Annotated in this window: 24 protein-coding genes, 1 other RNA gene and 1 pseudogene; 14 read left to right on the top strand and 12 right to left on the bottom strand. The window is 62.5% G+C overall.

Translation table 11 applies throughout. The features are described 5' to 3' along the window. Positions 1-122: 122 nt before the first annotated feature. Positions 123-782: an isoprenoid biosynthesis glyoxalase ElbB gene (elbB, locus tag ACYCCG_RS02615; RefSeq protein WP_017148021.1), complete on the bottom strand. Its 660-nt coding sequence runs from the start codon at positions 780-782 to the stop codon at positions 123-125. Positions 783-894: 112 nt separating this feature from the next. On the opposite strand from elbB, the pseudogene ACYCCG_RS02610 reads away from it, so the two are divergent. Then, a pseudogene (locus ACYCCG_RS02610) lies at positions 895-1,521 on the top strand (sterol desaturase family protein); the annotation flags it as partial. Between the two features lie 501 nt (positions 1,522-2,022). Here the strand turns inward: ACYCCG_RS02610 and ACYCCG_RS02605 are convergent. Then, positions 2,023-2,667: a DedA family protein gene (locus ACYCCG_RS02605; protein WP_176682836.1), complete on the bottom strand. Its 645-nt coding sequence runs from the start codon at positions 2,665-2,667 to the stop codon at positions 2,023-2,025. A gap of 211 nt (positions 2,668-2,878) precedes the next feature. Here ACYCCG_RS02605 and ppk1 point away from each other — a divergent pair, with 211 nt between their 5' ends. Then, positions 2,879-5,128: a polyphosphate kinase 1 gene (gene ppk1 / locus ACYCCG_RS02600; RefSeq protein ID WP_209969229.1), complete on the top strand. Its 2,250-nt coding sequence runs from the start codon at positions 2,879-2,881 to the stop codon at positions 5,126-5,128. Here ppk1 and ppx read toward each other — a convergent pair. Beyond that, the gene (ppx, locus tag ACYCCG_RS02595) at positions 5,115-6,617 is read right to left on the bottom strand and encodes an exopolyphosphatase (RefSeq protein WP_209969232.1); all 1,503 of its coding nucleotides are present in this window, start codon (positions 6,615-6,617) and stop codon (positions 5,115-5,117) included. The genes ppk1 and ppx overlap by 14 nt on opposite strands. Before the next feature lie 253 nt (positions 6,618-6,870). On the opposite strand from ppx, the gene trxA reads away from it, so the two are divergent. From trxA to ACYCCG_RS02570, 5 genes are all read left to right on the top strand, one after another. Next, positions 6,871-7,200: a thioredoxin TrxA gene (trxA, locus tag ACYCCG_RS02590; RefSeq protein ID WP_003253660.1), complete on the top strand. Its 330-nt coding sequence runs from the start codon at positions 6,871-6,873 to the stop codon at positions 7,198-7,200. A gap of 227 nt (positions 7,201-7,427) precedes the next feature. Continuing rightward, positions 7,428-8,687, top strand: a complete 1,260-nt coding sequence (gene rho, locus ACYCCG_RS02585) for a transcription termination factor Rho (RefSeq protein WP_003253661.1) — start codon at positions 7,428-7,430, stop codon at positions 8,685-8,687. A gap of 203 nt (positions 8,688-8,890) precedes the next feature. Next, on the top strand, positions 8,891-10,357 hold the full coding sequence (gene ubiD, locus ACYCCG_RS02580; RefSeq protein ID WP_020192776.1) for a 4-hydroxy-3-polyprenylbenzoate decarboxylase: 1,467 nt from the start codon (positions 8,891-8,893) through the stop codon (positions 10,355-10,357). Further along, positions 10,357-11,325, top strand: coding sequence for a CDP-6-deoxy-delta-3,4-glucoseen reductase (locus tag ACYCCG_RS02575; protein ID WP_459669346.1), 969 nt, complete (start codon positions 10,357-10,359; stop codon positions 11,323-11,325). The genes ubiD and ACYCCG_RS02575 overlap by 1 nt, the downstream gene beginning before the upstream one ends. A gap of 246 nt (positions 11,326-11,571) precedes the next feature. Next, positions 11,572-12,222 carry a gamma-glutamylcyclotransferase gene (locus tag ACYCCG_RS02570; RefSeq protein ID WP_176682832.1) on the top strand — a complete coding sequence of 217 codons (651 nt, stop codon included), beginning with the start codon at positions 11,572-11,574 and terminating at the stop codon, positions 12,220-12,222. Between the two features lie 141 nt (positions 12,223-12,363). On the opposite strand, the gene ACYCCG_RS02565 is transcribed toward ACYCCG_RS02570, so the two are convergent. Then, positions 12,364-13,341 carry an NADPH:quinone oxidoreductase family protein gene (locus tag ACYCCG_RS02565; RefSeq protein WP_209969235.1) on the bottom strand — a complete coding sequence of 326 codons (978 nt, stop codon included), beginning with the start codon at positions 13,339-13,341 and terminating at the stop codon, positions 12,364-12,366. Positions 13,342-13,498: 157 nt separating this feature from the next. On the opposite strand from ACYCCG_RS02565, the gene ACYCCG_RS02560 reads away from it, so the two are divergent. After that, entirely contained in the window at positions 13,499-13,903 is a 405-nt protein-coding gene (locus ACYCCG_RS02560) for a flagellar basal body-associated protein FliL (RefSeq protein ID WP_003253671.1), read from the top strand. Positions 13,904-14,066: 163 nt separating this feature from the next. After that, complete coding sequence (locus tag ACYCCG_RS02555; RefSeq protein WP_060489058.1) at positions 14,067-14,501, top strand: type II toxin-antitoxin system PemK/MazF family toxin; 435 nt, start codon at positions 14,067-14,069, stop codon at positions 14,499-14,501. A 180-nt stretch (positions 14,502-14,681) separates the two neighbouring features. Here the strand turns inward: ACYCCG_RS02555 and ACYCCG_RS02550 are convergent, their stop codons facing one another. The 4 genes from ACYCCG_RS02550 to ACYCCG_RS02535 all read right to left on the bottom strand — a co-directional run bounded on the left by ACYCCG_RS02550 (position 14,682) and on the right by ACYCCG_RS02535 (position 20,017). Beyond that, positions 14,682-15,794, bottom strand: coding sequence for an ABC transporter permease (locus ACYCCG_RS02550; protein ID WP_101196396.1), 1,113 nt, complete (start codon positions 15,792-15,794; stop codon positions 14,682-14,684). A gap of 1 nt (position 15,795) precedes the next feature. Then, positions 15,796-18,516: a ribosome-associated ATPase/putative transporter RbbA gene (rbbA, locus tag ACYCCG_RS02545; protein ID WP_459669343.1), complete on the bottom strand. Its 2,721-nt coding sequence runs from the start codon at positions 18,514-18,516 to the stop codon at positions 15,796-15,798. Next, positions 18,513-19,472, bottom strand: a complete 960-nt coding sequence (locus ACYCCG_RS02540; RefSeq protein WP_176682828.1) for an HlyD family secretion protein — start codon at positions 19,470-19,472, stop codon at positions 18,513-18,515. Before ACYCCG_RS02540 ends, rbbA begins: the two co-directional genes overlap by 4 nt. A gap of 95 nt (positions 19,473-19,567) precedes the next feature. Then, positions 19,568-20,017, bottom strand: coding sequence for an EVE domain-containing protein (locus tag ACYCCG_RS02535; RefSeq protein ID WP_176682827.1), 450 nt, complete (start codon positions 20,015-20,017; stop codon positions 19,568-19,570). Positions 20,018-20,195: 178 nt separating this feature from the next. Between ACYCCG_RS02535 and ACYCCG_RS02530 the strand changes: the two genes are divergently transcribed. Then, positions 20,196-20,348: a hypothetical protein gene (locus ACYCCG_RS02530; RefSeq protein ID WP_176682826.1), complete on the top strand. Its 153-nt coding sequence runs from the start codon at positions 20,196-20,198 to the stop codon at positions 20,346-20,348. A gap of 18 nt (positions 20,349-20,366) precedes the next feature. Here the strand turns inward: ACYCCG_RS02530 and ACYCCG_RS02525 are convergent, their stop codons facing one another. From ACYCCG_RS02525 to ACYCCG_RS02510, 4 genes are all read right to left on the bottom strand, one after another. Next, positions 20,367-20,975, bottom strand: a complete 609-nt coding sequence (locus ACYCCG_RS02525) for a 5-formyltetrahydrofolate cyclo-ligase (protein ID WP_339442847.1) — start codon at positions 20,973-20,975, stop codon at positions 20,367-20,369. Between the two features lie 122 nt (positions 20,976-21,097). Further along, a non-coding RNA gene (gene ssrS / locus ACYCCG_RS02520) (6S RNA) lies at positions 21,098-21,277 on the bottom strand. 17 nt (positions 21,278-21,294) lie between these two features. Further along, positions 21,295-21,615 carry a cell division protein ZapA gene (locus tag ACYCCG_RS02515; RefSeq protein WP_003253687.1) on the bottom strand — a complete coding sequence of 107 codons (321 nt, stop codon included), beginning with the start codon at positions 21,613-21,615 and terminating at the stop codon, positions 21,295-21,297. Then, on the bottom strand, positions 21,612-21,794 hold the full coding sequence (locus tag ACYCCG_RS02510) for a TIGR02449 family protein (RefSeq protein WP_029886233.1): 183 nt from the start codon (positions 21,792-21,794) through the stop codon (positions 21,612-21,614). Before ACYCCG_RS02510 ends, ACYCCG_RS02515 begins: the two co-directional genes overlap by 4 nt. A gap of 181 nt (positions 21,795-21,975) precedes the next feature. On the opposite strand from ACYCCG_RS02510, the gene ACYCCG_RS02505 reads away from it, so the two are divergent. From ACYCCG_RS02505 to ACYCCG_RS02490, 4 genes are read left to right on the top strand one after another with little or no spacing between them, the layout of a single operon-like run. Further along, positions 21,976-22,530: a YecA/YgfB family protein gene (locus ACYCCG_RS02505; RefSeq protein ID WP_101196394.1), complete on the top strand. Its 555-nt coding sequence runs from the start codon at positions 21,976-21,978 to the stop codon at positions 22,528-22,530. A gap of 21 nt (positions 22,531-22,551) precedes the next feature. Further along, positions 22,552-23,886 (top strand): Xaa-Pro aminopeptidase, encoded by a 1,335-nt coding sequence (gene pepP, locus ACYCCG_RS02500; protein ID WP_003253692.1) that lies wholly within the window; start codon positions 22,552-22,554, stop codon positions 23,884-23,886. Continuing rightward, entirely contained in the window at positions 23,883-25,082 is a 1,200-nt protein-coding gene (gene ubiH / locus ACYCCG_RS02495) for a 2-octaprenyl-6-methoxyphenyl hydroxylase (RefSeq protein ID WP_209969241.1), read from the top strand. The genes pepP and ubiH overlap by 4 nt, the downstream gene beginning before the upstream one ends. After that, on the top strand, positions 25,079-25,561 hold the full coding sequence (locus ACYCCG_RS02490; protein ID WP_401100632.1) for a DUF4442 domain-containing protein: 483 nt from the start codon (positions 25,079-25,081) through the stop codon (positions 25,559-25,561). The genes ubiH and ACYCCG_RS02490 overlap by 4 nt, the downstream gene beginning before the upstream one ends. Positions 25,562-25,563 lie beyond the last annotated feature (2 nt).

Below are 25,563 nucleotides of genomic sequence, written 5' to 3'. Positions count from 1 at the left end.
CTGTAGGCGACAGCCCAGCGTAGCGCGGTGGATGGCACTGGCTCTGCCGGTGTTCGCGGGTAAACCCGCTCCTACAGGACCTGTGGGAGCGGGCATGCCCGCGAAGAAGCCAACGCAGTCGCTTACTCGTGCGTCAGCTCCAGCACTCGGTCCACCAGCTTGTAGATTCCGCCCGCCGCCTCGCTGATCGACTTGGCCTCCATGTACGCCGGGGTAGTCACGAGCTTGCGCTGGGTGTCTTCGACAATGTCGTGTACATCGCATTCTTCATGGGTGCCGCCCATCTTCTCGACAGCCGCCGCAGTGCCGGCATCGCTGCCGATGGTGCAGACCACGCCCGGCCCATAGATCTTCGCCGCCAGCGCCGGCGAGATGCAGATCAGGCCAACGGGTTTGCAGGCGTCGGCAAAGGCTTCGGCCAAGGCCAGCACGTCTGGGTTCACGCTGCAGTTGGCGCCTTCCACGGCAAAGTTGGACAGATTTTTTGCTGCCCCGAAACCGCCCGGTACGATCAGCGCATCGAAGTCTTCGGCCTTGGCCTCACGGATATCCTTGACCTCGCCGCGGGCGATGCGCGCCGACTCCACCAGCACATTGCGCGATTCGGGCATTTCTTCGCCAGTCAGATGGTTGATTACATGCATCTGTGCGATGTTCGGCGCGAAGCACTGCACCTGCGCACCGCGCTGGTCGAGGCGCAGCAGGGTGATCACGCTTTCGTGGATTTCGGCGCCGTCATACACGCCACAGCCGGAAAGAATCACCGCTACTTTTTTTGTCATGCTCATTACTCCAGTGTCGAGGCGCTAAATGTCCTCTAGTTTGGCAGATGTCGCCATAGGGATTCCTGCGGGTGCGGCCTAATCTTGGTGGATAACGTCTGAGGTCGCGCCCATGGACCTGATACTGCTGGCCGTGCCGTTCTTTTTTGTGCTGATAGCCGTCGAACTGGTCGCCGATCGTGTGCGTGGCCAGCGCAATTTCACCTTGGCCGATTCGATCAACAGCCTGAGTACCGGCGTACTGTCGACCAGTACCGGGCTGCTGACCAAAGGCGTAGGGCTGGTCACCTATGCCCTGGCCTTCGAGCACCTGGCGCTGCTGCGATTGCCGGCAGAGGCATGGTGGGTCTGGTTGCTGGCCTTTGTCCTGTACGACTTCTGTTACTACTGGCTGCACCGCCTGGGGCATGAGCGCAACGTGCTGTGGGCTGCGCACTCTGTGCATCACCAGAGCGAGGAGTACAACCTCACCACGGCGCTGCGCCAGACCAGTAGCGGGTTCATTTTCTCGTGGCTGTTCTACCTGCCGTTGGCGCTGCTGGGCGTGCCGCCACTGGTGTTCATCACCGTGGCCTCGCTCAACCTGCTGTATCAGTTTTGGGTGCATACCCGGCATATCCCCAAACTTGGCTGGCTTGAGTGGGTGTTGATCACGCCATCCAATCATCGCGTCCACCATGCGCAAAACCCTGCTTACTTGGATCGCAATTACGGCGGTGTGTTCATTTTCTGGGACCGTCTGTTCGGCACGTTCAAGGAGGAGGACACGGCTGAGCCGGTGGTGTTCGGGGTGACCACGCCGCTGGCCAGTTGGAACCCGCTATGGGCCAACCTGCAGTTCTATGCCCAGCTCTGGCATGACGCCCAGCGCACCACCAGCCTGTGGGACAAGCTGCGTATCTGGTTCATGCCTACCGGCTGGCGCCCGGCCGATGTGGCTGCACGTTACCCACAGGCCAAGCAGGACCTGGCGTTATTTCGCAAGTTCGAGATTGCCCTGGGGCGCGCGCAGCAAGCCTATGTGGCCGCGCAGTTCGTGGTCTACGTGGCCTTGGGCAGCTACTTGATGGACGTGGCCGAGCGCGTGCCGGTTGCCGCGCTGGTGCTCGGCTGGTCACTGATGGCGTTTGGCTTGTTCGTGCTGGGCGCGTTGCTGGAGAATCGGCCCTGGTCTGCACGCCTTGAGCTGGCGCGGCTGTTTCTGAATGCGCCGGCCTTGTACCTGGCCGGCGCCTTGGGCTTAGCGGTGGTCGTGCCGCTGGCCTGGTTTCTGCTCGTGGCCTACAGCCTGCTCAGCCTCTGGGGGCTGGGCCTGGCTCGCCGCCCTGCGCTCCGCGCGCAACGCGCGGAAGCGCCGGCGCAGCCACAGCAGACCGCCCAGCGCCACCAGGCCACCAAGCACCCATAGCTCGTAACGCTTGACGTTGCCCAGCAAGCCTTCGAGGATGGCGCCGAAGTGGTAGGCCGCGACGCCCAGGGCCACTGCCCAGATGCCCGCGCCAATCCCGTTCAGCAGCAGGTAGCGGCGTGGCGGGTAACCCGACAGGCCTATGGCCACCGGCATGACCGTGCGCAAACCATAGACAAAGCGGAAGCTCAGCACCCAGATATCAGGATGGCGGCGGATGTGGTCCAGCGCGCGGTCACCCATTGCCTGCCAGCGCGGCTTGCGCGCCAGGATCCTGCGCCCGTGGCGTCGGCCCATGAAGTACCACAACTGGTCGCCCGCGTAGCTGCCGAAGAAGGCCACCAGGCACACCAGATTGATATCCATGTAACCGCGGAACGCAAGGAAACCCGCAAGCACCAGAATGGTCTCGCCTTCAAAGAAGGTGCCTAGAAAAAGGGCGAAGTAGCCGAAATCCTGCAGGAATTGTTGAAGCATTTTCTGAGGTGCTGGCGAAATGAACGCGCAGCCTACCCCTTCGCGCGCGTTCGTGAAAGTGTCCAAATGTGTCTCGACGTGAACAATTCCAGCGCAGACAATGCCAGAGGCCTTGCCACGGCTTGCCCATGTGTGTCACACGGGCGTCATAATGGGCGCTTATCTTGCCGCTCAATAGATGATAGGGCGTTAACGTCCTCAGGAACGCCAGATGAATAATGAAGTGCTAAGCCCTGTCGCGATCAAGGATGCTCAGGAGCTCCCAGAAGAGATGGTGCAAACCCCGCCAGACCTGCCTCCGGCGGCCGAGCCTGAAGCGGAACAGGTGGCCGAGCCTGTGGCTCCGGTGCCTGCGCCGGCCCCGGCCCCGGCAATCGCCGTCCCTGGCCTGGACGACAGCAGCCTGTACATTCATCGCGAACTCTCGCAACTGCAGTTCAATATCCGGGTGCTGGAGCAGGCACTGGACGAGAGCTACCCGCTGCTGGAACGCCTCAAGTTCCTGTTGATCTTCTCCAGTAACCTCGACGAGTTCTTTGAGATTCGCGTCGCCGGCCTGAAGAAGCAGATCAACTTCGCCCGTGAACAGGCCGGAGCCGATGGCCTGCAGCCCCACCAGGCGCTGGCGCGCATCAGCGAACTGGTGCACATCGAGGTAGAGCGCCAGTACGCGATCCTCAACGACGTGCTGTTGCCTGAGCTGGAAAAGCACCAGATCCGCTTTATCCGCCGCCGTTACTGGACACCCAAGCTCAAGACCTGGGTACGCCGCTATTTCCGCGACGAAATTGCCCCGATCATTACCCCGATTGGCCTTGACCCGACTCACCCGTTCCCGCTGCTGGTGAACAAGAGCCTCAACTTCATAGTCGAGCTCGAGGGGGTGGATGCCTTCGGTCGCGACTCGGGTCTGGCGATCATTCCGGCGCCACGCCTGCTGCCGCGGGTTATTCGCGTGCCGGAAGAGGTGGGCGGCCCGGGCGCAAACTACGTGTTCCTGTCGTCGATGATCCACGCGCACGCCGACGACCTGTTCCAGGGCATGAAGGTGAAGGGCTGCTACCAGTTCCGTCTGACGCGTAACGCCGACCTGGCGCTGGACTCTGAAGAGGTCGACGACCTGGCTCGCGCGCTGCGCGGTGAGCTGTTCTCGCGCCGCTACGGTGACGCCGTGCGCCTGGAAGTGGCCGACACCTGCCCGAAACACCTGTCGGACTACCTGTTGAAGCAGTTCAGCCTGAGCGAAAGCGAGCTGTACCAGGTCAATGGCCCGGTCAACCTCACCCGCCTGTTCAGCATCACCGGCCTGGACAGCCATCCGGAGCTGCAATACACACCGTTCACCCCGGCGATCCCCAAGCTGCTGGCGAACGCCGATAACATATTCAGTGTGATCAGCAAGCAGGACATCCTGCTGATGCACCCGTTCGAGTCCTTTACGCCAGTGGTCGACCTGCTGCGCCAGGCCGCCAAGGACCCGCACGTGCTCGCCGTGCGCCAGACCCTGTACCGCTCGGGGGCTAACTCAGAAATCGTCGACGCCCTGGTGGACGCGGCGCGTAACGGCAAAGAGGTCACTGCGGTGATCGAGTTGCGTGCGCGCTTTGACGAAGAGTCCAACCTGCAGATGGCCAGCCGCCTGCAAGCGGCCGGTGCGGTAGTGATCTACGGCGTGGTCGGGTTCAAGACCCACGCCAAGATGATGCTGATTCTGCGCCGCGAGCAGGGTGAGATCGTGCGTTATGCGCACTTGGGTACCGGTAACTACCACGCCGGCAACGCCCGCCTGTACACCGACTACAGCCTGCTGACCTCTGACGATGCGCTCACCGAGGACGTCGGCAAGCTGTTCAGCCAGTTGATCGGCATGGGCAAGACCCTGCGCATGAAGAAGCTGCTGCATGCGCCGTTCACCCTGAAAAAGGGCATGCTCGACATGATCGCGCGGGAAACCCAGTTTGCCCTCGAAGGCAAGCCGGCGCACATCATCGCCAAGTTCAACTCGCTGACCGACGCCAAAGTCATCAAGGCGCTGTACAAGGCCAGCCAGTCGGGCGTGAAAATCGACTTGGTGGTGCGTGGCATGTGCTGCCTGCGCCCTGGCATTCCGGGGGTTTCGCACAACATCCAGGTGCGTTCGATCATTGGTCGCTTCCTCGAGCACACGCGGGTGTTCTACTTCCTCAATGGCGGCGAAGAGCAGATCTACCTGTCCAGCGCCGACTGGATGGAGCGCAACCTCGACAAGCGTGTCGAGACTTGCTTCCCGGTGGAAGGCAAGAAGTTGTTGCTGCGTGTGAAGAAGGAGCTGGAAGGCTACCTGACCGACAATACCCACGCCTGGACCTTGCAGCCAGACGGGCGCTACGTGCGCAGCACCCCGACCGGCAACCAGAACCCGCGCAGCGTTCAGGCGACCCTGCTGGAGCGCCTGAGCAACCCGGTCCTCAACGTACGCTGAGGACGAAACCGACCCGGGCCAGCCACTCCGCCTCGTTGGCGAAGTCGGCCTGGGTCAGCTGGTTCTGTTCCAGCCAACCCTCAGGGAAGGCGACATCCAGGCTGTTGTCCCCGCCGTGCAGTTCTACTTTTGGCATTTGCTGGGTGCCGCGGATGTGGTGGAACAGGATGGCAAAGCGCAGCAGCACGCACAGGCGCAGCAGCTTGACCCCTTCCTCACCCAGTTCGGCATAACGGTCCTTGGGGATGTTGCGGCGGTGCCCGCGCACCAGCAGGGCCATCATCTGCTGATCTTCCCGAGAAAAGCCCGACAGGTCCGAGTGCTCGATCAGATAAGCGCCGTGCTTGTGGTAGTGATAATGGGCAATGTCCAGCCCGATTTCGTGCACTTTCGCGGCCCAGCCCAGTAGATCGCGCCAGTTTCCTTCTTTCAGATTCCAAGCATCGGCCACCTGGTCGAATGCGTGCAACGCCTTGCGCTCAACGCGCGCAGCCTGGCCCTGGTCCACGTGATAGCGCTCCATCAGCGAGTTCAGGGTGCGTTCGCGCACGTCTTCGTGGTGGTGGCGGCCGAGCAGATCGAACAGCACGCCTTCGCGCAGGGCGCCGTCGCAGTGGTCCATGCGGTGCAGTTCAAGGGCATCGAAGATCGCTTCGAGAATCGCCAGGCCAGCCGGGAAGATGGTGCGGCGGTCTGGCTTGACGCCGTCGAAGTCGATCTTGTCGACCTCGCCCAGCTTGAACAGTTTGCGTTTGACCCAGGCCAGGCCTTCGGCGTTGACCTCGCCATTGCCCAGGCCGCCGGCCTTGATGGCGGCGCCGATGGCGCGAATGGTGCCGGATGAGCCGATGGCCTCATCCCAGGTCAGGCGGTGCAGGGCATTTTCGATGCTCATCAGTTCCAGGCGCGCGGCAGTGTAGGCCTGGGCATAGCGGGCCGGGGTGATCTTGCCGTCGCGGAAATAGCGCTGGGTAAAGCTTACGCAACCCATCTGCAGGCTTTCGCGCAGCAGCGGCTCGAAGCGCTGGCCAATGATGAATTCGGTACTGCCGCCGCCGATGTCGGCCACCAGGCGCTTGCCGGGGGTGTCGGCCAGGGTGTGTGACACGCCCAGGTAGATCAGGCGCGCCTCTTCACGGCCGGAGATGACCTCCACCGGGTGGCCGAGGATGGCTTCGGCGCGTTGGATGAATTCGTTACGGTTGCGCGCTTCGCGCAATGCATTGGTACCGACGATACGCACGGAGCCTGCCGGCATGCCGTTGATCAGCTGGGAAAAGCGCTTGAGGCAATCCAGGCCTCTTTCCATTGCCTCTTCACTGAGCATGCGCTCTTCGTTGATGCCGGCGGCCAGCTGAACCTTCTCGCCGAGCCGCTCAAGGATGCGGATTTCGGTATGGTGGGCCTTGGCCACGACCATGTGAAAACTGTTGGAGCCAAGGTCGATGGCGGCGATCAGGGACAGGTTCTTCGCGATGGTATGCGGCATGATCTGGTTGTTCTCGGTCGTTAACCTGGCAATCGTGCCACGATAGCAGGCTATCGCCAACGCGTGGCACTCCGCCGTTGTACTGGCCTTGATGCAAGGCAATGTGCCATTCGATTCTATGACGGCCATATGACAGTTTCGATTCGCGGCGTCTTGCGCAACTATAGTTACACTCAATCGTCCGTGGCTTCCTGTCCGGCGTGGGTGCGGCTATCATGGGCCACGTTTTTTGCTTACGACCCTGGAGATATCCATGAGCAGCGATCTGATCAAACATGTCACCGACGCCTCCTTCGAAGCCGATGTCCTGAAGGCCGAAGGCGCGGTACTGGTCGACTACTGGGCTGAATGGTGCGGTCCATGCAAGATGATCGCTCCGGTTCTGGACGACATCGCTTCCACCTACGAGGGCAAACTGACCGTCGCCAAGCTGAATATCGACGAGAACCAGGAAACCCCGGCCAAGCACGGTGTGCGTGGTATCCCGACGCTGATGCTGTTCAAGAACGGCAACGTCGAGGCCACCAAGGTTGGTGCACTGTCCAAATCGCAGTTGGCCGCATTCCTCGACGCCCACCTGTGATGTGAAAAGGCCCCGCAAATGCGGGGCTTTTCTTTTTCAGAGCACTAGACGCAGAAAAAAGCAAGTGTTACATTCGGCCTCGCACTGCTTTTCCAGTGCCCTCTACATGCCGTCGCCGAAGCATCCCTAATTCGAATCAGTACGCGATCCTGTCGCCATCCAGCGGCGCGGCCTCATTAAGCCAGAAGCTTAATTCTCCCTTCTTACATGATTACGTCATTCCCCTTATGAACCTGACTGAACTCAAGCAAAAGCCGATTACCGATCTTTTGGAAATGGCCGAACAGATGGGCATCGAAAACATGGCCCGTTCGCGCAAACAGGACGTGATTTTCGCCCTGCTGAAGAAGCATGCGAAAAGCGGCGAAGAGATCTCGGGTGACGGCGTGCTGGAGATTCTCCAGGATGGTTTCGGTTTCCTGCGTTCGGCTGATGCGTCCTACCTGGCCGGCCCAGACGATATCTATGTCTCGCCCAGCCAGATCCGCCGTTTCAACCTGCGTACCGGCGACACCATCGTCGGCAAGATCCGCCCACCGAAGGAAGGGGAGCGTTACTTCGCCCTGCTGAAGGTCGATACCATCAACTTCGACCGCCCGGAAAACGCGAAGAACAAGATCCTGTTCGAAAACCTGACGCCGCTGTTCCCGAACAAGCGCCTGAAGATGGAGGCCGGTAACGGCTCCACCGAGGACTTGACCGGTCGCGTCATCGACCTGTGCGCCCCGATCGGCAAAGGCCAGCGCGGCCTGATCGTTGCCCCGCCGAAAGCCGGTAAGACGATCATGCTGCAGAACATTGCGGCCAATATCACCCGCAACAACCCCGAGTGCCACCTGATCGTCCTGCTGATCGACGAGCGCCCGGAAGAAGTGACCGAAATGCAGCGCACCGTGCGTGGCGAAGTGGTTGCCTCCACCTTCGACGAGCCGCCAACCCGCCACGTGCAGGTTGCCGAGATGGTGATCGAGAAGGCCAAGCGCCTGGTCGAGCACAAGAAGGATGTGGTTATCCTGCTGGACTCGATCACTCGACTGGCACGTGCCTACAACACCGTGATCCCGAGCTCCGGCAAGGTGCTGACCGGTGGTGTCGACGCCCACGCCCTCGAGAAGCCCAAGCGCTTCTTCGGTGCTGCGCGTAACATCGAGGAAGGCGGTTCGCTGACCATTATCGCCACTGCGCTGGTTGAAACCGGCTCGAAGATGGACGAAGTGATCTACGAAGAGTTCAAGGGCACCGGCAACATGGAGCTGCCGCTGGACCGCCGCATCGCCGAGAAACGTGTGTTCCCGGCCATCAACATCAACCGCTCCGGCACCCGCCGCGAAGAGTTGCTGACCGCTGACGACGAACTGCAGCGTATGTGGATTCTGCGCAAGCTGCTGCACCCGATGGACGAAATCGCTGCCATCGAGTTCCTGGTCGACAAGCTCAAGCAGACCAAGACCAACGATGAGTTCTTCCTGTCGATGAAGCGCAAGTAAGCTTCCCGATCAGGCAGTAATTGGGGCCGCCTTGCGGCCCTTCGCGGGCACGCCCGCTCCCACAGGTTAAATACAATCCTTGTGGGGGCGGGCGTGCCTGCGAAGGGGCGCAAGGTGGCCCCAGTGCATTTTTGCCCCCAAACAGGCCTCGAACGGCGCTACACTCTGCACCCCGACCGATACGGCCAACACGAGGCTCCTGCATGCAGTATCGCGACTTGCGCGACTTCATCCGTGGCCTGGAACAGCGCGGTGAGCTCAAGCGCATCCAGGTACCGATCTCCCCCGTCCTGGAAATGACCGAGGTCTGCGACCGCACCCTGCGCGCCAAGGGCCCGGCATTGCTGTTCGAAAAGCCCACCGGCTTCGACATCCCCGTGCTGGGCAACCTGTTTGGTACCCCGGAGCGGGTGGCCATGGGCATGGGCGCCGAGTCGGTCAGCGAACTGCGGGAAATCGGCAAGCTGCTGGCCTTCCTCAAGGAGCCCGAGCCGCCCAAGGGCCTGAAGGACGCCTGGTCGAAGCTGCCGATCTTCAAGAAGGTCGTGTCGATGGCGCCCAAAGTGGTCAAGGACGCGGTGTGTCAGGAAGTGGTGGTCGAGGGTGACGATGTCGACCTCGGCGCACTGCCGATTCAGCACTGCTGGCCTGGCGACGTGGCGCCGCTGATTACCTGGGGCCTCACCGTGACCCGTGGCCCGAACAAGGACCGCCAGAACCTGGGCATCTACCGCCAGCAGGTGATTGGCCGCAACAAGGTGATCATGCGCTGGCTCAGCCACCGTGGCGGCGCCCTCGACTACCGAGAGTGGTGCGAGAAGAACCCCGGCCAGCCGTTTCCGGTCGCCGTGGCGCTGGGCGCTGACCCGGCGACCATTCTCGGCGCCGTGACCCCGGTGCCGGACACTCTTTCCGAGTACGCCTTCGCCGGCCTGCTGCGAGGCAACCGCACCGAGCTGGTCAAGTGCCGTGGCAGCAACCTGCAGGTACCGGCAACCGCCGAGATCATCCTGGAGGGGGTAATCCACCCGGGCGAAATGGCCCCGGAAGGCCCATACGGCGATCACACGGGCTACTACAACGAAGTGGACAGCTTCCCGGTGTTCACCGTAGAGCGCATCACTCACCGGCAAAAACCGATCTACCACAGCACCTACACCGGTCGGCCGCCCGATGAGCCGGCCATTCTCGGCGTGGCGCTGAACGAAGTCTTCGTGCCGATCCTGCAGAAGCAGTTCCCGGAAATCACCGACTTCTACCTGCCGCCGGAAGGCTGCTCGTACCGCATGGCGGTGGTGACCATGAAGAAACAGTACCCAGGCCACGCCAAGCGCGTAATGCTGGGTGTGTGGTCGTTCCTGCGACAGTTCATGTACACCAAGTTCGTTATTGTCACCGATGACGATATCAACGCTCGTGACTGGAACGATGTGATCTGGGCCATTACCACGCGCATGGACCCCAAGCGTGATACGGTAATGATTGACAACACCCCGATCGACTACCTGGACTTTGCGTCACCGGTATCGGGGCTGGGTTCGAAGATGGGCCTGGACGCTACTCACAAGTGGCCGGGCGAGACTACACGCGAATGGGGCCGGGTCATCGTCAAGGATGAGGCCGTCACCCGCCGTATCGATGAGCTGTGGGATCAGTTGGGAATAGATTGATGCAGGTAACGTTGCAGCCGTCCGGGGCGGTGCTGGCGCTTGAACCCGGGGAAAGGATCCTGGATGGAGCACGGCGGCTGGGCTATGACTGCCCAAACAGCTGCCGCAATGGCAATTGCCATGTTTGCGCCGCATTGTTGGTTGAAGGCCGGGTTCGCCAGGATGGCGAAGTCCGCGACCATGGCGAGTTGTTCACCTGCATTGCCGAACCGCTGGAGGACTGCGTGTTGCTCTGGGACGGTGTGCTTGCCTTGGGCGAGCTGCCAGTGCGCAAGCTGGCGTGCAGCGTCAGTGAGTGCGTCGACGTCGGTGGCGACGTCTGGCGGGTGCTCCTGCGTGCGCCTGCCGGCAAGCCACTGCGCTACCACGCAGGGCAATACCTGATGATCGAACGTGAGGGCGGCAAGCAGGCGGCCTTCTCGCTGGCATCCGCGCCGCATGCCGGGCGTGAACTGGAATTGCACGTGCTGGCGCGTGAGCCTAGTGCGGTGCAACTGATCGACCAGCTCAGGCGAGATGGCCTGGCACGCATCGAAATGCCGTTTGGCGATACCCATCTGGCCGAACTGCCCGACGGGCCTCTGGTGCTGATTGCCGCCGGCACCGGCATGGGCCAGATGCACAGCCTGGTCGAGCACTGCCGGGCCCAGGGCTTCAAGCACCCGGTGCACCTGTACTGGGGTGTGCGCCGGCCTGAGGACTTCTACCAGATCGAGCACTGGGACGAATGGCAGCGCCTGCCCAACCTGTTCCTGCATCAAGTGGTCAGCGACCTGTGCGGTTGGGAAGGCCGTTGCGGCATGCTGCATGAAGCGGTCTGCGAAGACATTGCCGACCTCAATAGCGTGCATGTGTATGCCAGCGGCTCACCGAACATGATCTACGCCACACTCGACGCTTTGGTCGAAGCCGGTATGGATGCGCACCGCATGCGTGCCGATGTGTTCGCCTACGCGCCGCGCGGTTAATAACCAAAGTTTGAAAGTATGGGTATAAGGCGGTAATTATTACCGCCTTCGCCAATAACTTTCACCGTTGCTGAAACAGTACTTCCCAGTCGTCGGAGCCGTGCACGAAACGCGTGTTCAAGGGCTTGAGTATTCCTGCAATTCTGGCCTATGGTTACTGCAAGCGCCCTTGGTACAGCGGCCTGGCGGCGCAGTGTAATCGAATCTCGCTACCTCCGTAGTTCAAAGGAATAATGGCGGCAGCTTATGTCGGCTCTTGAACGTATGTCTTGGGAAGTTTCATACCCTCCAGCTCTCGATTTCGGTCAGCAACATACTCGCGAACAGTTGTTCAGCTCCATGAAGACAACCATGTCCAGGCATCAGGGTGGCCCGGTGTGGCTGTTTGCCTATGGCTCGTTGATCTGGCGTCCGGAGTGCAATTCGGTGGAGCGCCAGCGCGCGCGGGTACATGGTTATCACCGTGGCTTGTACCTGTGGTCGCATGAACATCGCGGCACCCCGGAAACCCCCGGCCTGGTGTTTGGCCTGGACCGCGGTGGTTCCTGCAGCGGTTTTGCCTACCGGCTGGATGAGCGCAATCTGGACGACTCACTGATGGCTCTGTGGCAACGCGAGATGCCGTATCCGGCCTACCGGCCGCACTGGCTCCACTGCCGCCTGGGCGATGGTAGCAAGGTGCAGGCCTTGGGCTTTGTGCTGGAGCGGCATTTGCCGTGCTATGCCGGCAACTTGCCGGATACCTTGCTCAGCCAGATCCTGGCCAGTGCCAAGGGGCGTTATGGCACCACGCGCGACTATGTCGAGCAGACCTTGAATGCACTGCGCAGTCACCAGATGCCCGATCGCAATCTGGAGGCGCGATTCAGGCGTTGCCATAATCTGCGCGAAGTGTGAACAACCTGTTCCGGCCTCTTCGCGGGTAAACCCTGCGCGGTCGCCTGTAGGAGCGGGTTTACCCGCGAAAGGGCCGGGCCTGCCGGCCAATTCCACCCGCCGTTCACCGTTGCCGTCACCACCGTATTCGCGGGTCCTGCCTTACCTGGCCACCACCACCAACTTACCCACAGCCTGCCGTTGCCCCAGTTTCTCAATCGCGGCCCCAGCCTCTGCCAGTGGATAAGTCTGCGACACCAGCGGCTTCAACTTGCCCTCGGCATGCCAGGCAAACAGCTGGCGGAAGTTGGCGGCATTGTCCTCCGGCTGGCGCTGGGCAAATGCCCCCCAGAACACGCCCAGTACCGCCGCGCCCTTGAGCAGCACCAGGTTGGCCGCCAGCTGTGGAATGCTGCCGCTGGCAAAACCCACCACCAGCAGCCTGCCATTCCAGGCCAACCCGCGCACCGCTTGTTCGAACAGCTCGCCTCCGACCGGGTCGTAGATCACGTCCACGCCCTGGCCGCCGGTCAGGCGTTTGATTTCTTCGCGCAGGTTGGCCTGGCTGTAATCGATCAGTTCATCCGCCCCGGCAGCCTTGGCCACGGCCAGTTTCTCGGCACTGCTGGCCGCCGCGATCACTCGCGCGCCCATGGCCTTGCCGATCTCCACCGCCGCCAGGCCGACCCCACCGGAAGCGCCCAGTACCAGCAGAGTCTCGCCTGCTTGCAACTGGCCACGCTGGCGAAGGGCGTGCATCGAGGTGCCGTAGGTCATGCCGAAGGCCGCAGCGGTGGTGAAGTCCATGCTCGCCGGGATCGGCAGAACGTTATAGAACGGCACCGCCACTTGCTCGGCGAACGCCCCCCAGCCGGTGAGCGCCATGACCCGGTCGCCTACCTGGAACGCGCCGGCCTTTTCACCGATGGCGGCCACCACGCCCGCTGCCTCGCCACCTGGAGAGAACGGCAGCGGTGGCTGGAACTGGTACTTACCTTCGATGATCAAGGTGTCGGGGAAGTTGACCCCGGCAGCCTGCACGTCCAGCAGGATCTCGTTTTTCTTCGGCAGTGGGCTGGCCACCTCTTCCAGCACCAGGTTGCGCGCTGGACCCAGGGTTTTGCACAACACAGCTTTCATCGGGGCTATTCCTTTGCGGGTAGTGGCCGATAAGTGTAGGAGGGCCGCTTGGCAGGTCAACGAGCATGGCCCGCCCTGATGGGCCGGCATAAGCCCGGGCTTGGGTTTGAGCGGTGTGCTGGGTAAGCTGGCGCCAATTGTATTGAGGAGCGAATTCGTGAAAGCGTGGATCTTGATGGTGCTGGCGCTGCTGCTGCCGGCTGCGGCCATGGCCGAAGAAGCCAAGGAAGGGGTGCCCAAGGTCGCCTACATCAGCCTGAGCCCGCCCTTTGTTGGCAACTATGCGCTCGACGGCAGCCCGCGGCTGCGCGTGTACAAGGCTGACGTGGCCCTGCGCGTGACGGGTGACGAAGCGGCCAAGACGGTGAAACACCACGAACCGCTGATCCGTAACCAGCTGGTGGCACTGTTCACCCAGCAGACGGTGGACAGCATGAGCAACGTCGAGGCCAAGGAGCATCTTCGCCAAGAGGCGCTGAAACAGGTGCAGCAGGTGCTGGAGGCGGAAGAGGGTAAGCCGATCGTTGAGGACCTGCTGTTCAACAACCTGATTGTGCAGTGACCTGAAACAGTGTGAGGTCCATCACTGGTAAGTCGGATTGAATTCAGGCTTACCCCGTGTGTAGGACCCTTCTGTCTTTCCTGTAAGCCCGCCAGTTTTCAGTTTTTGGGGCCATGGCCAAGCTAGATTGTGCCCTGTCTTCAGTTGCTCGAGAGTGTTGGCAATGGCTTTGAAGTACCAGCCGAAAGAGGCGACTGTACTGATGTGCGACTTTTCAGGCTTTCAAGTGCCTGAAATGATCAAGGTGCGTCCCGTGGTCGTTCTTCGCAAGCACAGTCAAAATCGCCAGTTAGTGACGATAGTCCCTTTGAGTACCACTGCACCGGATCACATGGCAGGGCATCACGTTGTGCTGCCGAGTTATCTGCCTGGTTCGGCCCTGACATGCTGGGCCAAGTGCGACATGATCTACACGGTGGCTACCTCCAGATTGGACAGATGTCGGGTCAAATCGCGGCAAGGAAGTGGTCGGGAATACATGACCTTTACAATGCGGCCAGAGCATTTCGCCGCCGTGAGGGCTGCAGTTGGCTTTACGCTGGGTTTCACACATCCAGCAACAGAGCGGTCTGTTGTCAATGTTACGCTCGATGCGTGATAATCAGCCTGTTCCCGCAAGGGGCTTGTAAGACTCTGAGGATCCTGGTTCAACCAGCAATTACAGAGCCGGGCAGGTATATGGCGATGACAAGTCGACCTGTCTGTGAGTAGGGCGCCGAAAGGCGCCCTTTGTCTTTGTGCCAGTTTTCCAACTTTCGGCGGACGCTCGCGCATGCCTTCAAGACGCCAGGGTACGGCGGAACCGCGCGAGGGCCACGCTGAAGAACACCAGGCCGATCAGCGTCAGCGCCAGGATATCCGGCCATACCACCGCCCACCCGGCATCCCGGAACAGGATTGCGGCACTCAGGCTGACAAAGTGCGTTGAGGGTGACCCCTGCATCACCCACTGCAGCCACTGCGGCATGCTGTCCAGTGGTGTGCTGCCACCGGACAGCAACAGCATCGGGATGATCACCGGGATCGCCAGCAAGCCGAACTGCGGCGTCGAGCGCGCCAGGGTAGCTAGGAAAATACCCAGCGCAGTGCTGGCGAACAGGTACAGCGCGGTCACGGCCAGGAACAGCCCCATCGAGCCAGAAAGCGGCACGCCCAGTGCACCTTTGACGACTACCACCAATGAAATCCAGGTGCAGATCACCACCACCAGCGCGTTGCTGCCGATTTTGGCCAGCATGATCTCCAGCGCGGTCAACGGCAGCACCAGCAGGTGGTCGAGGGTGCCGTGCTCACGCTCGCGCAGCAGCGCGGTGCCGGTGAGGATGATCGCCAGGATGGTGATGTTGTTGACGATCTGGATCACTGCCAGAAACCAGCCCCCCTCCAGGTTGGGGTTGAACAGCGCTTTGGGGTTGATCAGCACCGGGCTTTGCACGTTGCCACGCTGGCTGTAGTCGAGCAGCTCACGCTCGAAGATGCGGCCGATGTAGCCGGCGCCCATGAATGCCTGGCTCATGGCCGTGGCGTCGACGTTGATCTGCAGCTCCGGCGAGCGCCCGGCCAGCAGGTCGCTCTGGAAGTTCACCGGTACGTTGATGACGAAGGTGTACTGGCCGCTGTCCATGGCCTGGTCCAGGCGCTGCGGGGGCAGCGGCACGGCTGGCTGGAACTCGGGGGGTTGCAGGGCTTCGCTGAGCTTGCGCGAGAGCAGGCTATGGTCTTCATCCACCACCGCCACGCTGGCGTTGTGTACGCCGATCACCGAGCCGGCTGCCGGCATGTAGATCGCCACGCTGAAGGCATATAGCAGGAACAGCAGCAGTACGCTGTCATGGCGCAGGCTGGTCAGTTCTTTCAGGCCCAGGCGCAAGGTGTGGTTCAGGCGCGACATGTCAGGCCTCCTGCTTCTTCAGCATTGCCAGGCTCAGGCCGGTGAATGCGGCAAAGAAGCTCAGCAGGATCAGGCACTGCGGCCACAACTCGCGCAGGCCTAACGCCTTGGTGAAGGTGCCGACTGCGATGTCGAGGAAGTAGCCCGCCGGGAACAACTGGCCCATCACCGCTGCTGCGCCGTCCAGCGACGAGCGTGGCACGATCAGCCCGGAAAACTGGATGGTCGGCAGGCTGGTAATGATCATGGTGCCGAGAATGGCGGCGATCTGGGTGCGGGTGAATGCCGAAATCAGCAGGCCCAGGCTGGTGGTTGCCAGCAGGTAGGCCACGCCGCCACACGCCAGGGCCAGTACGCTGCCCTTGAGCGGTACGGCGAACAGCCAGCAGTTCATCGCGACGAGCAGCGCCAGGTTGACCAGGCTCACAGCCAGGTAGGGCATCTGCTTGCCAAGCAGGAATTCCAGGCGGGTGAGGGGTGTGGCGTAGAAGTTGGTGATGGAGCCGAGTTCCTTCTCGCGCACGATGCCCAGTGCAGTGAGCATGGCCGGTATGAAGGCCAGTATCAGTGCCATCACGCCCGGACCGATGGCGTTCACGCTGACCACATCCTGGTTGTAGCGGAAACGCGTTTCCAGGCGCACCGGGTCCTGGCGTGGCTGCGGTTGCGGGCTGGCCTGTGCCAGTTGCTCCAGGTTGGCCTGGTGCACGGCTTCCACGTAGTTGCGGCTGGTTTCTGCGCGGAACGGCATGCCACCGTCGAGCCAGGCAGCCACCACCGGCTGGCGCCCTGCGTACAGGTCGCGGCCAAAACCGGGCGGAATCTCCAGTGCCAGTTTGATTTCCGAGCGTTGCAGGCGCTGGTGCAGCTCGCTGCTATCGCGGATGGGTGCCTGTTCGGCGAAGTAGCGTGAACCACGGAAGGCTTCGAGGTAGGCGCGGCTTTGCGGGCTCTGGTCCTGATCGTGCACGGCGAAGGCGAGGTTTTCCACATCCAGTGAAATGCCGTAGCCGAAGATCACCATCATGAACATTGCACCCAGTAAGGCGAAGGCCAGGCGCACCTTGTCGCGCAGCAGCTCCTTGCCCTCACGGCCGGCCACTGCCAGCAGGCGGCGCAGGCTGAATCCCTGGCGTAGCGGCAGGGTGGGGGTGGACGCCTGTTCCAGCACGCTGCTGTCGGTGGCGGCTGGCGCCAGCTCCTGGGCCTGCTCCAGGCAGCGGACGAACGCGTCCTCCAGCGTGGCGCCCTGGTACTGATGCTGCAGGGCATCGGGTGTGTCGCAGGCCAGCACTCGCCCGGCGTGCATCAGCGAAATACGATCGCAGCGCTGGGCTTCGTTCATGAAGTGGGTGGAGAGGAAAATGGTCACGCCTTGCTCGCGGGACAGTTCTACCAGCAGGCGCCAGAAGTCGTCGCGGGCGGCCGGGTCGACGCCAGAGGTCGGTTCGTCGAGGATCAAGACTTCCGGGCGATGCAGAACCGCCACTGCCAGCGACAGACGCTGGCGCAAACCAAGGGGCAGGGCGCCAGACGGTTGGTCGGCGATAGCGGCGAGGTCGAAGCGCTCGATCAGCTCATCGATGCGCTGGGCGCTCTCGGCTTTGGGCAAGTCGAACAGGCGGGCATGCAGGGCCAGGTTCTGCCGGGTGCTGAGCTCGCCATACAGAGAGAAACTCTGCGACATGAAACCGACCCGCTTGCGTGTGGCGAGGTCGCTGGCGTCCACCGGGCGACCCAGCAGGCTGGCGCTGCCCTCGCTGGCCGGCATCAGGCCAGTGAGCACTTTCATGGTGGTGGTCTTGCCGCAACCGTTGGAACCCAGGAAGCCGAAGATCTCCCCACGGCCAATGGCGAAACTGACCTTGTTCACCGCTGTGAAGTCGCCAAAGCGCAGGGTCAGGTCGTGCGCCTCGATGGCGACCGGGCCGTCCGTGGCTTGGCGCGACGGGATTGCCAGTGGTTGATGCTGCGCCTTGCCCGCGCCCTGGTAGTGGGTAAAGGCGTCATCCAGCTTGCCGCTGGGGGTTACTGCAGCCAGTTCGTGGCTAGGGCCGGCGGCCAGCAGCCGGCCGCCATCGAGCATCAGGCAATGCTCGAACTGTTCGGCTTCTTCCATGTAGGCGGTAGCCACCAGCAGGGTCAGTTGCGGGCGTTGTACGCGAACCTGCTCAACCAGCTCCCAGAAGCGCCGCCGCGACAGTGGGTCGACGCCGGTGGTCGGCTCGTCCAGGATAAGCAGGTCTGGCTCGTGGATCAGCGCGCAGCAAAGCCCCAGCTTCTGCTTCATGCCACCCGACAGCTTGCCGGCCGGGCGCTGGGCAAAGCGCTGCAGGTCGGTGGCCTGCAACAGATTGGCCATGCGCTGCTCACACTCGCGGCGGCCCAGCCCGAACAGGGTGGCGAAAAAGCGGATGTTCTCGCTGATCGACAGTTCCGGGTACAGGTTGTTGCCCAGCCCCTGCGGCATGAACGCTACTTTGGGGTATAGCGCCGTGCGATGGCGGCGTTGGCGGATCGAGCCGCCCAGCACCTGCAGCTCCCCCTGTTGCAGGCGTTTTACGCCGGCGATCAGCCCCAACAGGGTTGATTTGCCTGCCCCGTCGGGGCCGATCAGCGCGCAGCGGGTGCCCACAGGCAGGCTGAAACCTAGCGGGTGCAGGGCTATGAGGTCGCCGTAACGGTGGCTGATGCCTTCGGCCAGCAGTGCCGGGGCGTTCATTGCAAGTTGGCCGGCCAGTCCACTTCAGCCGTGCGGACATAGCCGGCGCCTGGCATGCCTGGTTTGGCTTGCGGCACGGCGCCCGGGTCGCTCAGGCGCAGTTTGACCCGGAACACCAGCTTTTGCCGTTCGTCGCGGGTTTCGACCTGTTTGGGGGTGAACTGGGCCTTGGCTGCGACAAAGGCCACCTTGGCCGGCAGCGCGCGCTCGGGCAGGGCGTCGAGCACGATGCGCGCCTGATCGCCTACGGTCAGCCGGCCGCTGGTGGACGCCGGCAGGTACAGGTTCATGTATTGGTCGCTGGGGTCGATCAGCATCAGGACGCGGCCGCCGGCACCCAGCACTTCACCGGGTTCGGCCAGGCGCAGTTGGATGATGCCGTTGATGGGCGCTCGCAGGCTGCTGTCGTCAATTTCGCTGGTGAGCTGTGCCACTTGAGCTTCGGCGGCGCCGATTGCAGCCTTGATCGCTGCCAGTTGGGCGCGGGCAGCGACCACTGCTGCGCTGGCTGTGTCAAAGCGCGCCTGCTGTTGGTCGAGCAACTGCTGGCTGGCGTACTTGCGCTGGAAAATTTCGCGCACGCGCTTGAGCTCCTGGCTGGCCAGCAGCAGTTCGCTCTGGCGCAGTTGCACGCTGGCCTGGGCGGCGGCGTAGTTTTCCCGGGCGCGCAGCACTTCGGCTTCGGCCTGGCTGCGCTGGGCTTCCATGGTGCGGGTGTCGATGCGTGCCAGTAGCTGGCCTTGGGTAACGTTGTCGCCTTCATCGACCAGTACCTCGGCCAGGCGACCGGGGACCTTGCTGGCGATCTGCACTTCGGTGGCTTCAAGGCGGCCGTTGCCCATGCTCAGGCCTTCGGGCAACTGGTCGTGGAGCGACTTCCAGTACCCCAGCCCGCCGGCTGCAACGAGCAGTGCGATCAGTGCAGTGGCGAAGATTCTAGGGGCGTATCGGTTCATCGTTCTGCATCCTTGCGGTCATGCACGGTCCATCATGCCTTGCGGCCATGTGTGGCGTGTTGATATTGGTCAAGCCCTTGACCTTAGCTGCGCATTCAGCGCAACGCGACAATCACCGCCCACTGCTCGGGCGTTACCGGCATGACCGACAGGCGGCTGCCTTTTTGCACCAGCGGCAACTCGACCAGCCCGGCCTGCTGTTTCAGCCATCCCAGCTCCAGCACCCTTGGGAAGGTTTGTACGTGGGCCACATCCACTGCGCTCCACGGGTTCTTGTCGGTCGTGGCCTTGACATCGTGATAATGGCTTTCCGGGTCCAGCGCGGTAGGGTCCGGGTAGGCCGCGCGGGTGATTCTGGCAATGCCGGCGATGCCGGGTTGTGGGCAGCTGGAGTGGTAGAAGAAAAATTCGTCACCCACGCTCATGGCCCGCAGAAAATTACGCGCCTGATAGTTACGCACGCCGTCCCAGCGCGCTTCACCCAAGCGTGCGAGGGCTTCTATGGAGAGCTCGTCGGGCTCGGATTTCATCAGCCAGTAAGCCATGAATGCTGCTCCTGAAAAGGTTTGAAATAACCTGTTGCACGAAACCGACAGTCGGTTGGCGTCAAGGTTTGCGTGCGGACGCATGTTGTCGGAAAATGCGCACCGTTTAAAGCGCGTGCACCGGCGGTACCCAGAATATCGCCGAGTACAGAACAGTTTGCCTGGGGGGCAATCTTCGATGAATCAACGTAAAAAGCCGGATCTACTGTGGATCCTGGTGTTCATTTTTGGCCTGGGTGTGGTCACTACCGGTTATGCGCAAGGGTTCTGGGAGCGCAAGCTGGACAGCGCCTATCAGATGCCGGTCGACGCCGGCCAGCCACAACGTTGATATCCCCGCTGGCGCCGCTCAACGTGGCGCCAGGTACCAGCCACGGTCAGAGACTGTGCCCTGCAGCGGTACGTCCCAACTGGCCTGCGCCAGCCGCTCGACCTTCTGGCATTCATGCGCCAGCCCCAGCAGCAACGGTTTTTTCCAGGTTTGCCGACGCGCCTGGTAGGCCAGGCTGCGATCATAGAAGCCACCGCCCATTCCCAAGCGGCCGCCCACTTCGTCAAAACCGACCAGCGGTAGCAGGATCAGATCCAGCGCCCAGATCGGCCGTTGGCGTTTGCGATCGATTATCGGCTCTGGAATACGGAAGCGGTTGGGCTTGAGCTTCTCCCCCTGTTCAAAACGCTGGAACACCATGCGCGTGCGCGGCCAGGCGTGCAGCACCGGCAGGTAGGTGCGCTTGCCTCGACGCTGGGCTTCGCGCAGCAGTAGGCGAGGGTCGATTTCACCGTCGTTGGGCAGGTACAGGGCAATGTGGCGGGCGCGGCGGAACAAGGGGTGTTGCGCCAGCTGGCGGTACAGGCCGAGGGTGGCCTGGCGTTGCTGGGCAGGGGTAAGGGCGCGGCGGGCATTGCGAAGCAGGCGACGTAGCTGGGGGCGGGTGAGCGGCACGTTTTCGGTCATGGCACGTGGGATCCCAGATGTGCTGGCTTTGTCCGAACAGTGCCTGCGCGGTGAATCGTCGTACAAAGCTTGAATAAAGTCGGCCAAAACGAATTGCCCGCCGGGGGGCGGGCAAGAAATTCAGGCTCCCCGATAAGACCGCTATCGGTGTAGCCCTTGAACCCGAAAGTTCAAGGTGGAGATTGCAGGGGGCGTTAAGGCTTTCCGTCGGGCGGACATGCACACCGGCCCCAGCGTGCAACCCCCGTGGTTGTGCGTATCGGCTCAGGGACATAACCGACTGGCGCATCCCCCAGGGAGTGGCGCCAGTATACCAATCTCAGCCGATTTTGGTATCCGTGTCGTCGGACAAAGCCTTATCTACCCGATCTAGCAGGTCGCGCACCTGTTCGCGGTTTGTGCCGCTGACCGGTGCATCGTTGCGATCTTCCTGGCGGTGCAGCATTTCGTGGGTAATGTTCAATGCTGCCATGACCGCGATGCGGTCGGCACCGATCACCTTGCCGCTGCTGCGGATCTCGCGCATCTTGCCGTCCAGGTAGCGCGCAGCGCTGACCAGGTTGTTGCGCTCTTCCGGCGGGCAGATGATCGAGTATTCCTTGTCGAGGATCTGCACGGTGACGCTATTGCTTGAACTCATGAGTCTTGCTCCAGAGCCTTGAGGCGTAAAATCATCGACTCGACTTTGCGCTTGGCGATCTCGTTCTTTTCGATGAGGTGGGCGCGCTCTTCGCGCCAGGACTTTTCCTGAGCTACTAGGAGTGCATTTTGCCGTTTTAGTTGCTCGACGCGTTCGATCAGCAACTCGAATCGGCTCATCAGTGCCTGCAGGTCGTTCTCTTGCGTGGGTTGCACTCGATTCGCTCCGTCGTTGAGTCACCTGGCGATGATGCCTCCCCCTGGGCGGCAACGGCCAGTGCAGATGGTCTTGGCGCGCCTGCCGGTGCTAGGATACAAGGTCTTCATTCTAGACATTGCGCCGTCTGGCGCCTAGCTGCCCATGCCCAATACTCAATCGCCCTACAACGCCTTCGCCATGCTGCTCTCGAGCAATGGTCATCCCGTCACCCCGGCCGAACTGCACGGCCTGCTGATTGGCCGCAGCTGCGCCGGCGCCGGCTTCGATGCCGATGCCTGGTTGGCCGATGCCGCCCAACTGCTGGAAACCGAGCCTGGTGACAGTGTCCGCAATGCCTTGGTCGGCTTGCAGGAAATGGTCAAGGGCGAGCTGACCAGCGACGACATGGCGATCGTCCTGCTGCTGCCTACCGATGATGCTGCACTGAGCGACCGCGCCACCGCGCTGGGCCAGTGGTGCCAAGGCTTCGTGACCGGTTTCGGCCTGAACGCTGGCGGTAAGGACTTGTCCGACGAGGCCAAGGAAGTGCTGCAGGACCTGGTGGCCATTTCGCAGGTCCAGGAAGCGCTCGAAGAATCCGAGGACGGCGAGAGCGACTACATGGAGGTCATGGAATACCTGCGCGTGGCGCCCCTGCTGCTGTTCTCCGAACTGGCCAAGCCGGCCGCACCCGCGCCCAAGCCGTCGCTGCACTGATCAACCAGGGGTAGTCTGCCCATGAGCCACATTCCCAAGGCCGAATATGCCCGTCGGCGCAAGGCGCTGATGGCGCAGATGGTCCCCAACAGCATCGCTATTCTGCCCGCCGCCGCGGTTGCCATCCGCAACCGCGACGTCGAACACGTGTACCGCCAGGACAGCGACTTCCAGTACCTCAGCGGCTTCCCGGAGCCCGAGGCGGTGATTGCTTTGATTCCAGGGCGCGAGCATGGCGAGTACGTGCTGTTCTGCCGTGAACGCAACCCTGAGCGCGAGCTGTGGGACGGCCTGCGGGCCGGCCAGGAAGGGGCGGTGCGTGATTTCGGCGCCGACGATGCCTTCCCCATCACGGATATCGACGAGATCCTGCCTGGCCTGATCGAAGGCCGCGAGCGGGTCTACAGCGCCATGGGCAGCAACCCGGAGTTCGATCGCCGGCTGATGGACTGGATCAACGTGATCCGCTCCAAGGCACGCCTGGGCGCCCAGCCACCGAACGAGTTCGTTGCGCTGGATCATCTGCTGCACGATATGCGCCTGTATAAATCGGCGGCGGAAGTGAAGGTGATGCGTGCTGCCGCAGACATTTCTGCGCGAGCCCACGTGCGGGCCATGCAGGCCTGCCGCGCCGGGCTGCACGAGTACAGCCTGGAAGCCGAGCTGGACTACGAATTCCGCAAGGGCGGGGCGAAGATGCCGGCCTACGGCTCGATCGTTGCGGCCGGGCGCAACGGCTGCATCCTGCACTACCAACAGAACGATGCGCCGCTCAAGGACGGCGACCTGGTGCTGATCGACGCCGGCTGCGAAATCGACTGCTATGCCAGCGACATCACCCGCACCTTCCCGGTCAGTGGGCGGTTTTCGCCCGAGCAGAAGGCCATCTACGAGCTGGTGCTCAAGGCGCAGGCGGCGGCGTTTGCCGAAATAGCCCCCGGCAAGCACTGGAACCACGCCCATGAGGCGACCGTGCGGGTCATCACTGCGGGCCTGGTGGAGCTGGGCTTGCTTGAAGGGGATGTGCAGGCGCTGATCGACAGCGAAGCGTATCGCGCCTTCTACATGCACCGCGCCGGGCATTGGCTGGGCATGGATGTGCACGACGTGGGCGAGTACAAGGTGGGCGGCGAGTGGCGGGTGCTGGAACCCGGCATGGCGCTGACCGTGGAGCCGGGTATCTACATTGGCGCCGACAATCAGGCCGTGGCCAAAAAGTGGCGCGGCATTGGGGTAAGGATCGAGGACGACGTGGTAGTGACCAGGCAAGGTTGTGAAATCCTGACTTCGGGTGTGCCGCGTACGGTCGCCGAGATCGAGGCGCTGATGCAGGCTGCCCGCAAGGCCGTGGCATGAGCCGGGTAAACCTGGCGATCATCGGCGGTGGCCTGGTTGGCGCAAGCCTGGCTTTGGCCCTGCAGGCCGGCGCCAAGGCGCGCGGCTGGAAGATCCTGCTGATCGAGCCGTTCGCCCCCGGCGACAACTACCAACCCAGCTACGATGCGCGCTCGTCGGCGTTGTCATTCGGCACCCAGCAGATTTATCAGCAACTGGGCCTGTGGCAGGCCATCGGCCGCCGCGCCGAGCCTATTCGCCAGATTCACGTGTCCGACCGTGGTCGCTTTGGCGCCACCCGCCTGGATGCCCTGGAAGAGGGCGTACCGGCGCTGGGTTACGTGGTGGAAAACGCCTGGCTCGGCCAGTGCCTGTGGCAAGGGCTGGACAGCGAGGTGGTGAGCTGGCGCTGCCCGGCGGAAGTGACCTCGATGCAGGCCATCGAACGCGGCTACCGGCTGGGGTTGAACGACGACACTCAGCTGGAATGTGACCTGGCGGTGCTGGCCGATGGTGGTCGCTCTGGCCTGCGCGAGCAGTTGGGAATCCATGTGCGGCACACGCCTTACCAGCAGAGCGCGTTGATCGCCAACATTACCCCGGGTGAGGCCCACGGTGGCCAGGCTTTCGAGCGCTTCACCGAGGAGGGCCCCATGGCCTTGCTGCCGTTGCCGGAAAACCGCTGCGCACTGGTGTGGACCCGCCAGGGCATGGATGCGCGGCGCCTGGCCGACATCGACGAGCGCAGTTTCCTGCGCGAACTGCAGGGTGTGTTCGGCTACCGCCTGGGCGCGCTGCGCCAGGTGGGCGTACGGCACCTCTACCCGCTGTCCTTGATCGAGGCCCAGGAGCAGGTGCGGCCGCACCTGGTGGTGCTGGGCAACGCAGCACACAGCCTGCACCCCATCGCGGGCCAGGGTTTCAATCTGTCGCTGCGTGACGTGCAGGCCCTGGCCGAAGCACTGCTGGCGGGTCCACAGCAGCCTGGCGACCTGACCACGTTGCAGGCCTATCACCAGCGCCAGCGCCTGGACCAGGCGATGACCATCGGCTTCTCCGACCAGGTCACCCGTCTGTTCGGCAGCAATCAGCCGTTGCTGACGGCCGGGCGCAACCTTGGCCTGCTCGGGCTCGACCTGCTGCCACCGGCAAAAAGCTGGTTCGCCCGCCAGGCCATGGGCCTGGGCACCCGCCCTGATCCGCGGGGCCAGGCATGAGCAACCCGCGTAAACTGGCGCGTCGGGCGCGCATGCTGCGCTGGCTGCTGAACCTTTACCCACCGTACCTGGGGGCCGGTATCCGTGTGCAGCACATCAGCCCGGACCTGCGTAGCGTCAAGGTGGCGATGAAGCTGACCCGCTGGAACCGCAATTACGTCGGTACCCAGTTCGGTGGCAGCCTGTATGCCATGGTCGACCCGTTCTACATGCTGCTGCTGATCGAGCAGTTGGGGCGTGACTATATCGTATGGGACAAGGCCGCCAGCATCGATTTCATCTCGCCGGGCAAAGGCCCGGTGTATGCCGAATTCCACGTCGATGATGCGCTGCTGGACGAAATTCGCCAGCAGGCCGCCACCGGCAAGAAATGCCTGCCGCGTTTGCAGGTCGATATCCGCGATGGCGCCGGCGAGTTGGTGGCGCGGGTCGATAAAACCCTATACGTGCGGCTCAAGCCGCAAGCGAGGCAGGCGTAAGG

The sequence above is a fragment of the Pseudomonas sp. VEM90 genome, assembly GCF_054611535.1.
This window is presented reverse-complemented; position numbering and strand designations above follow the sequence as displayed.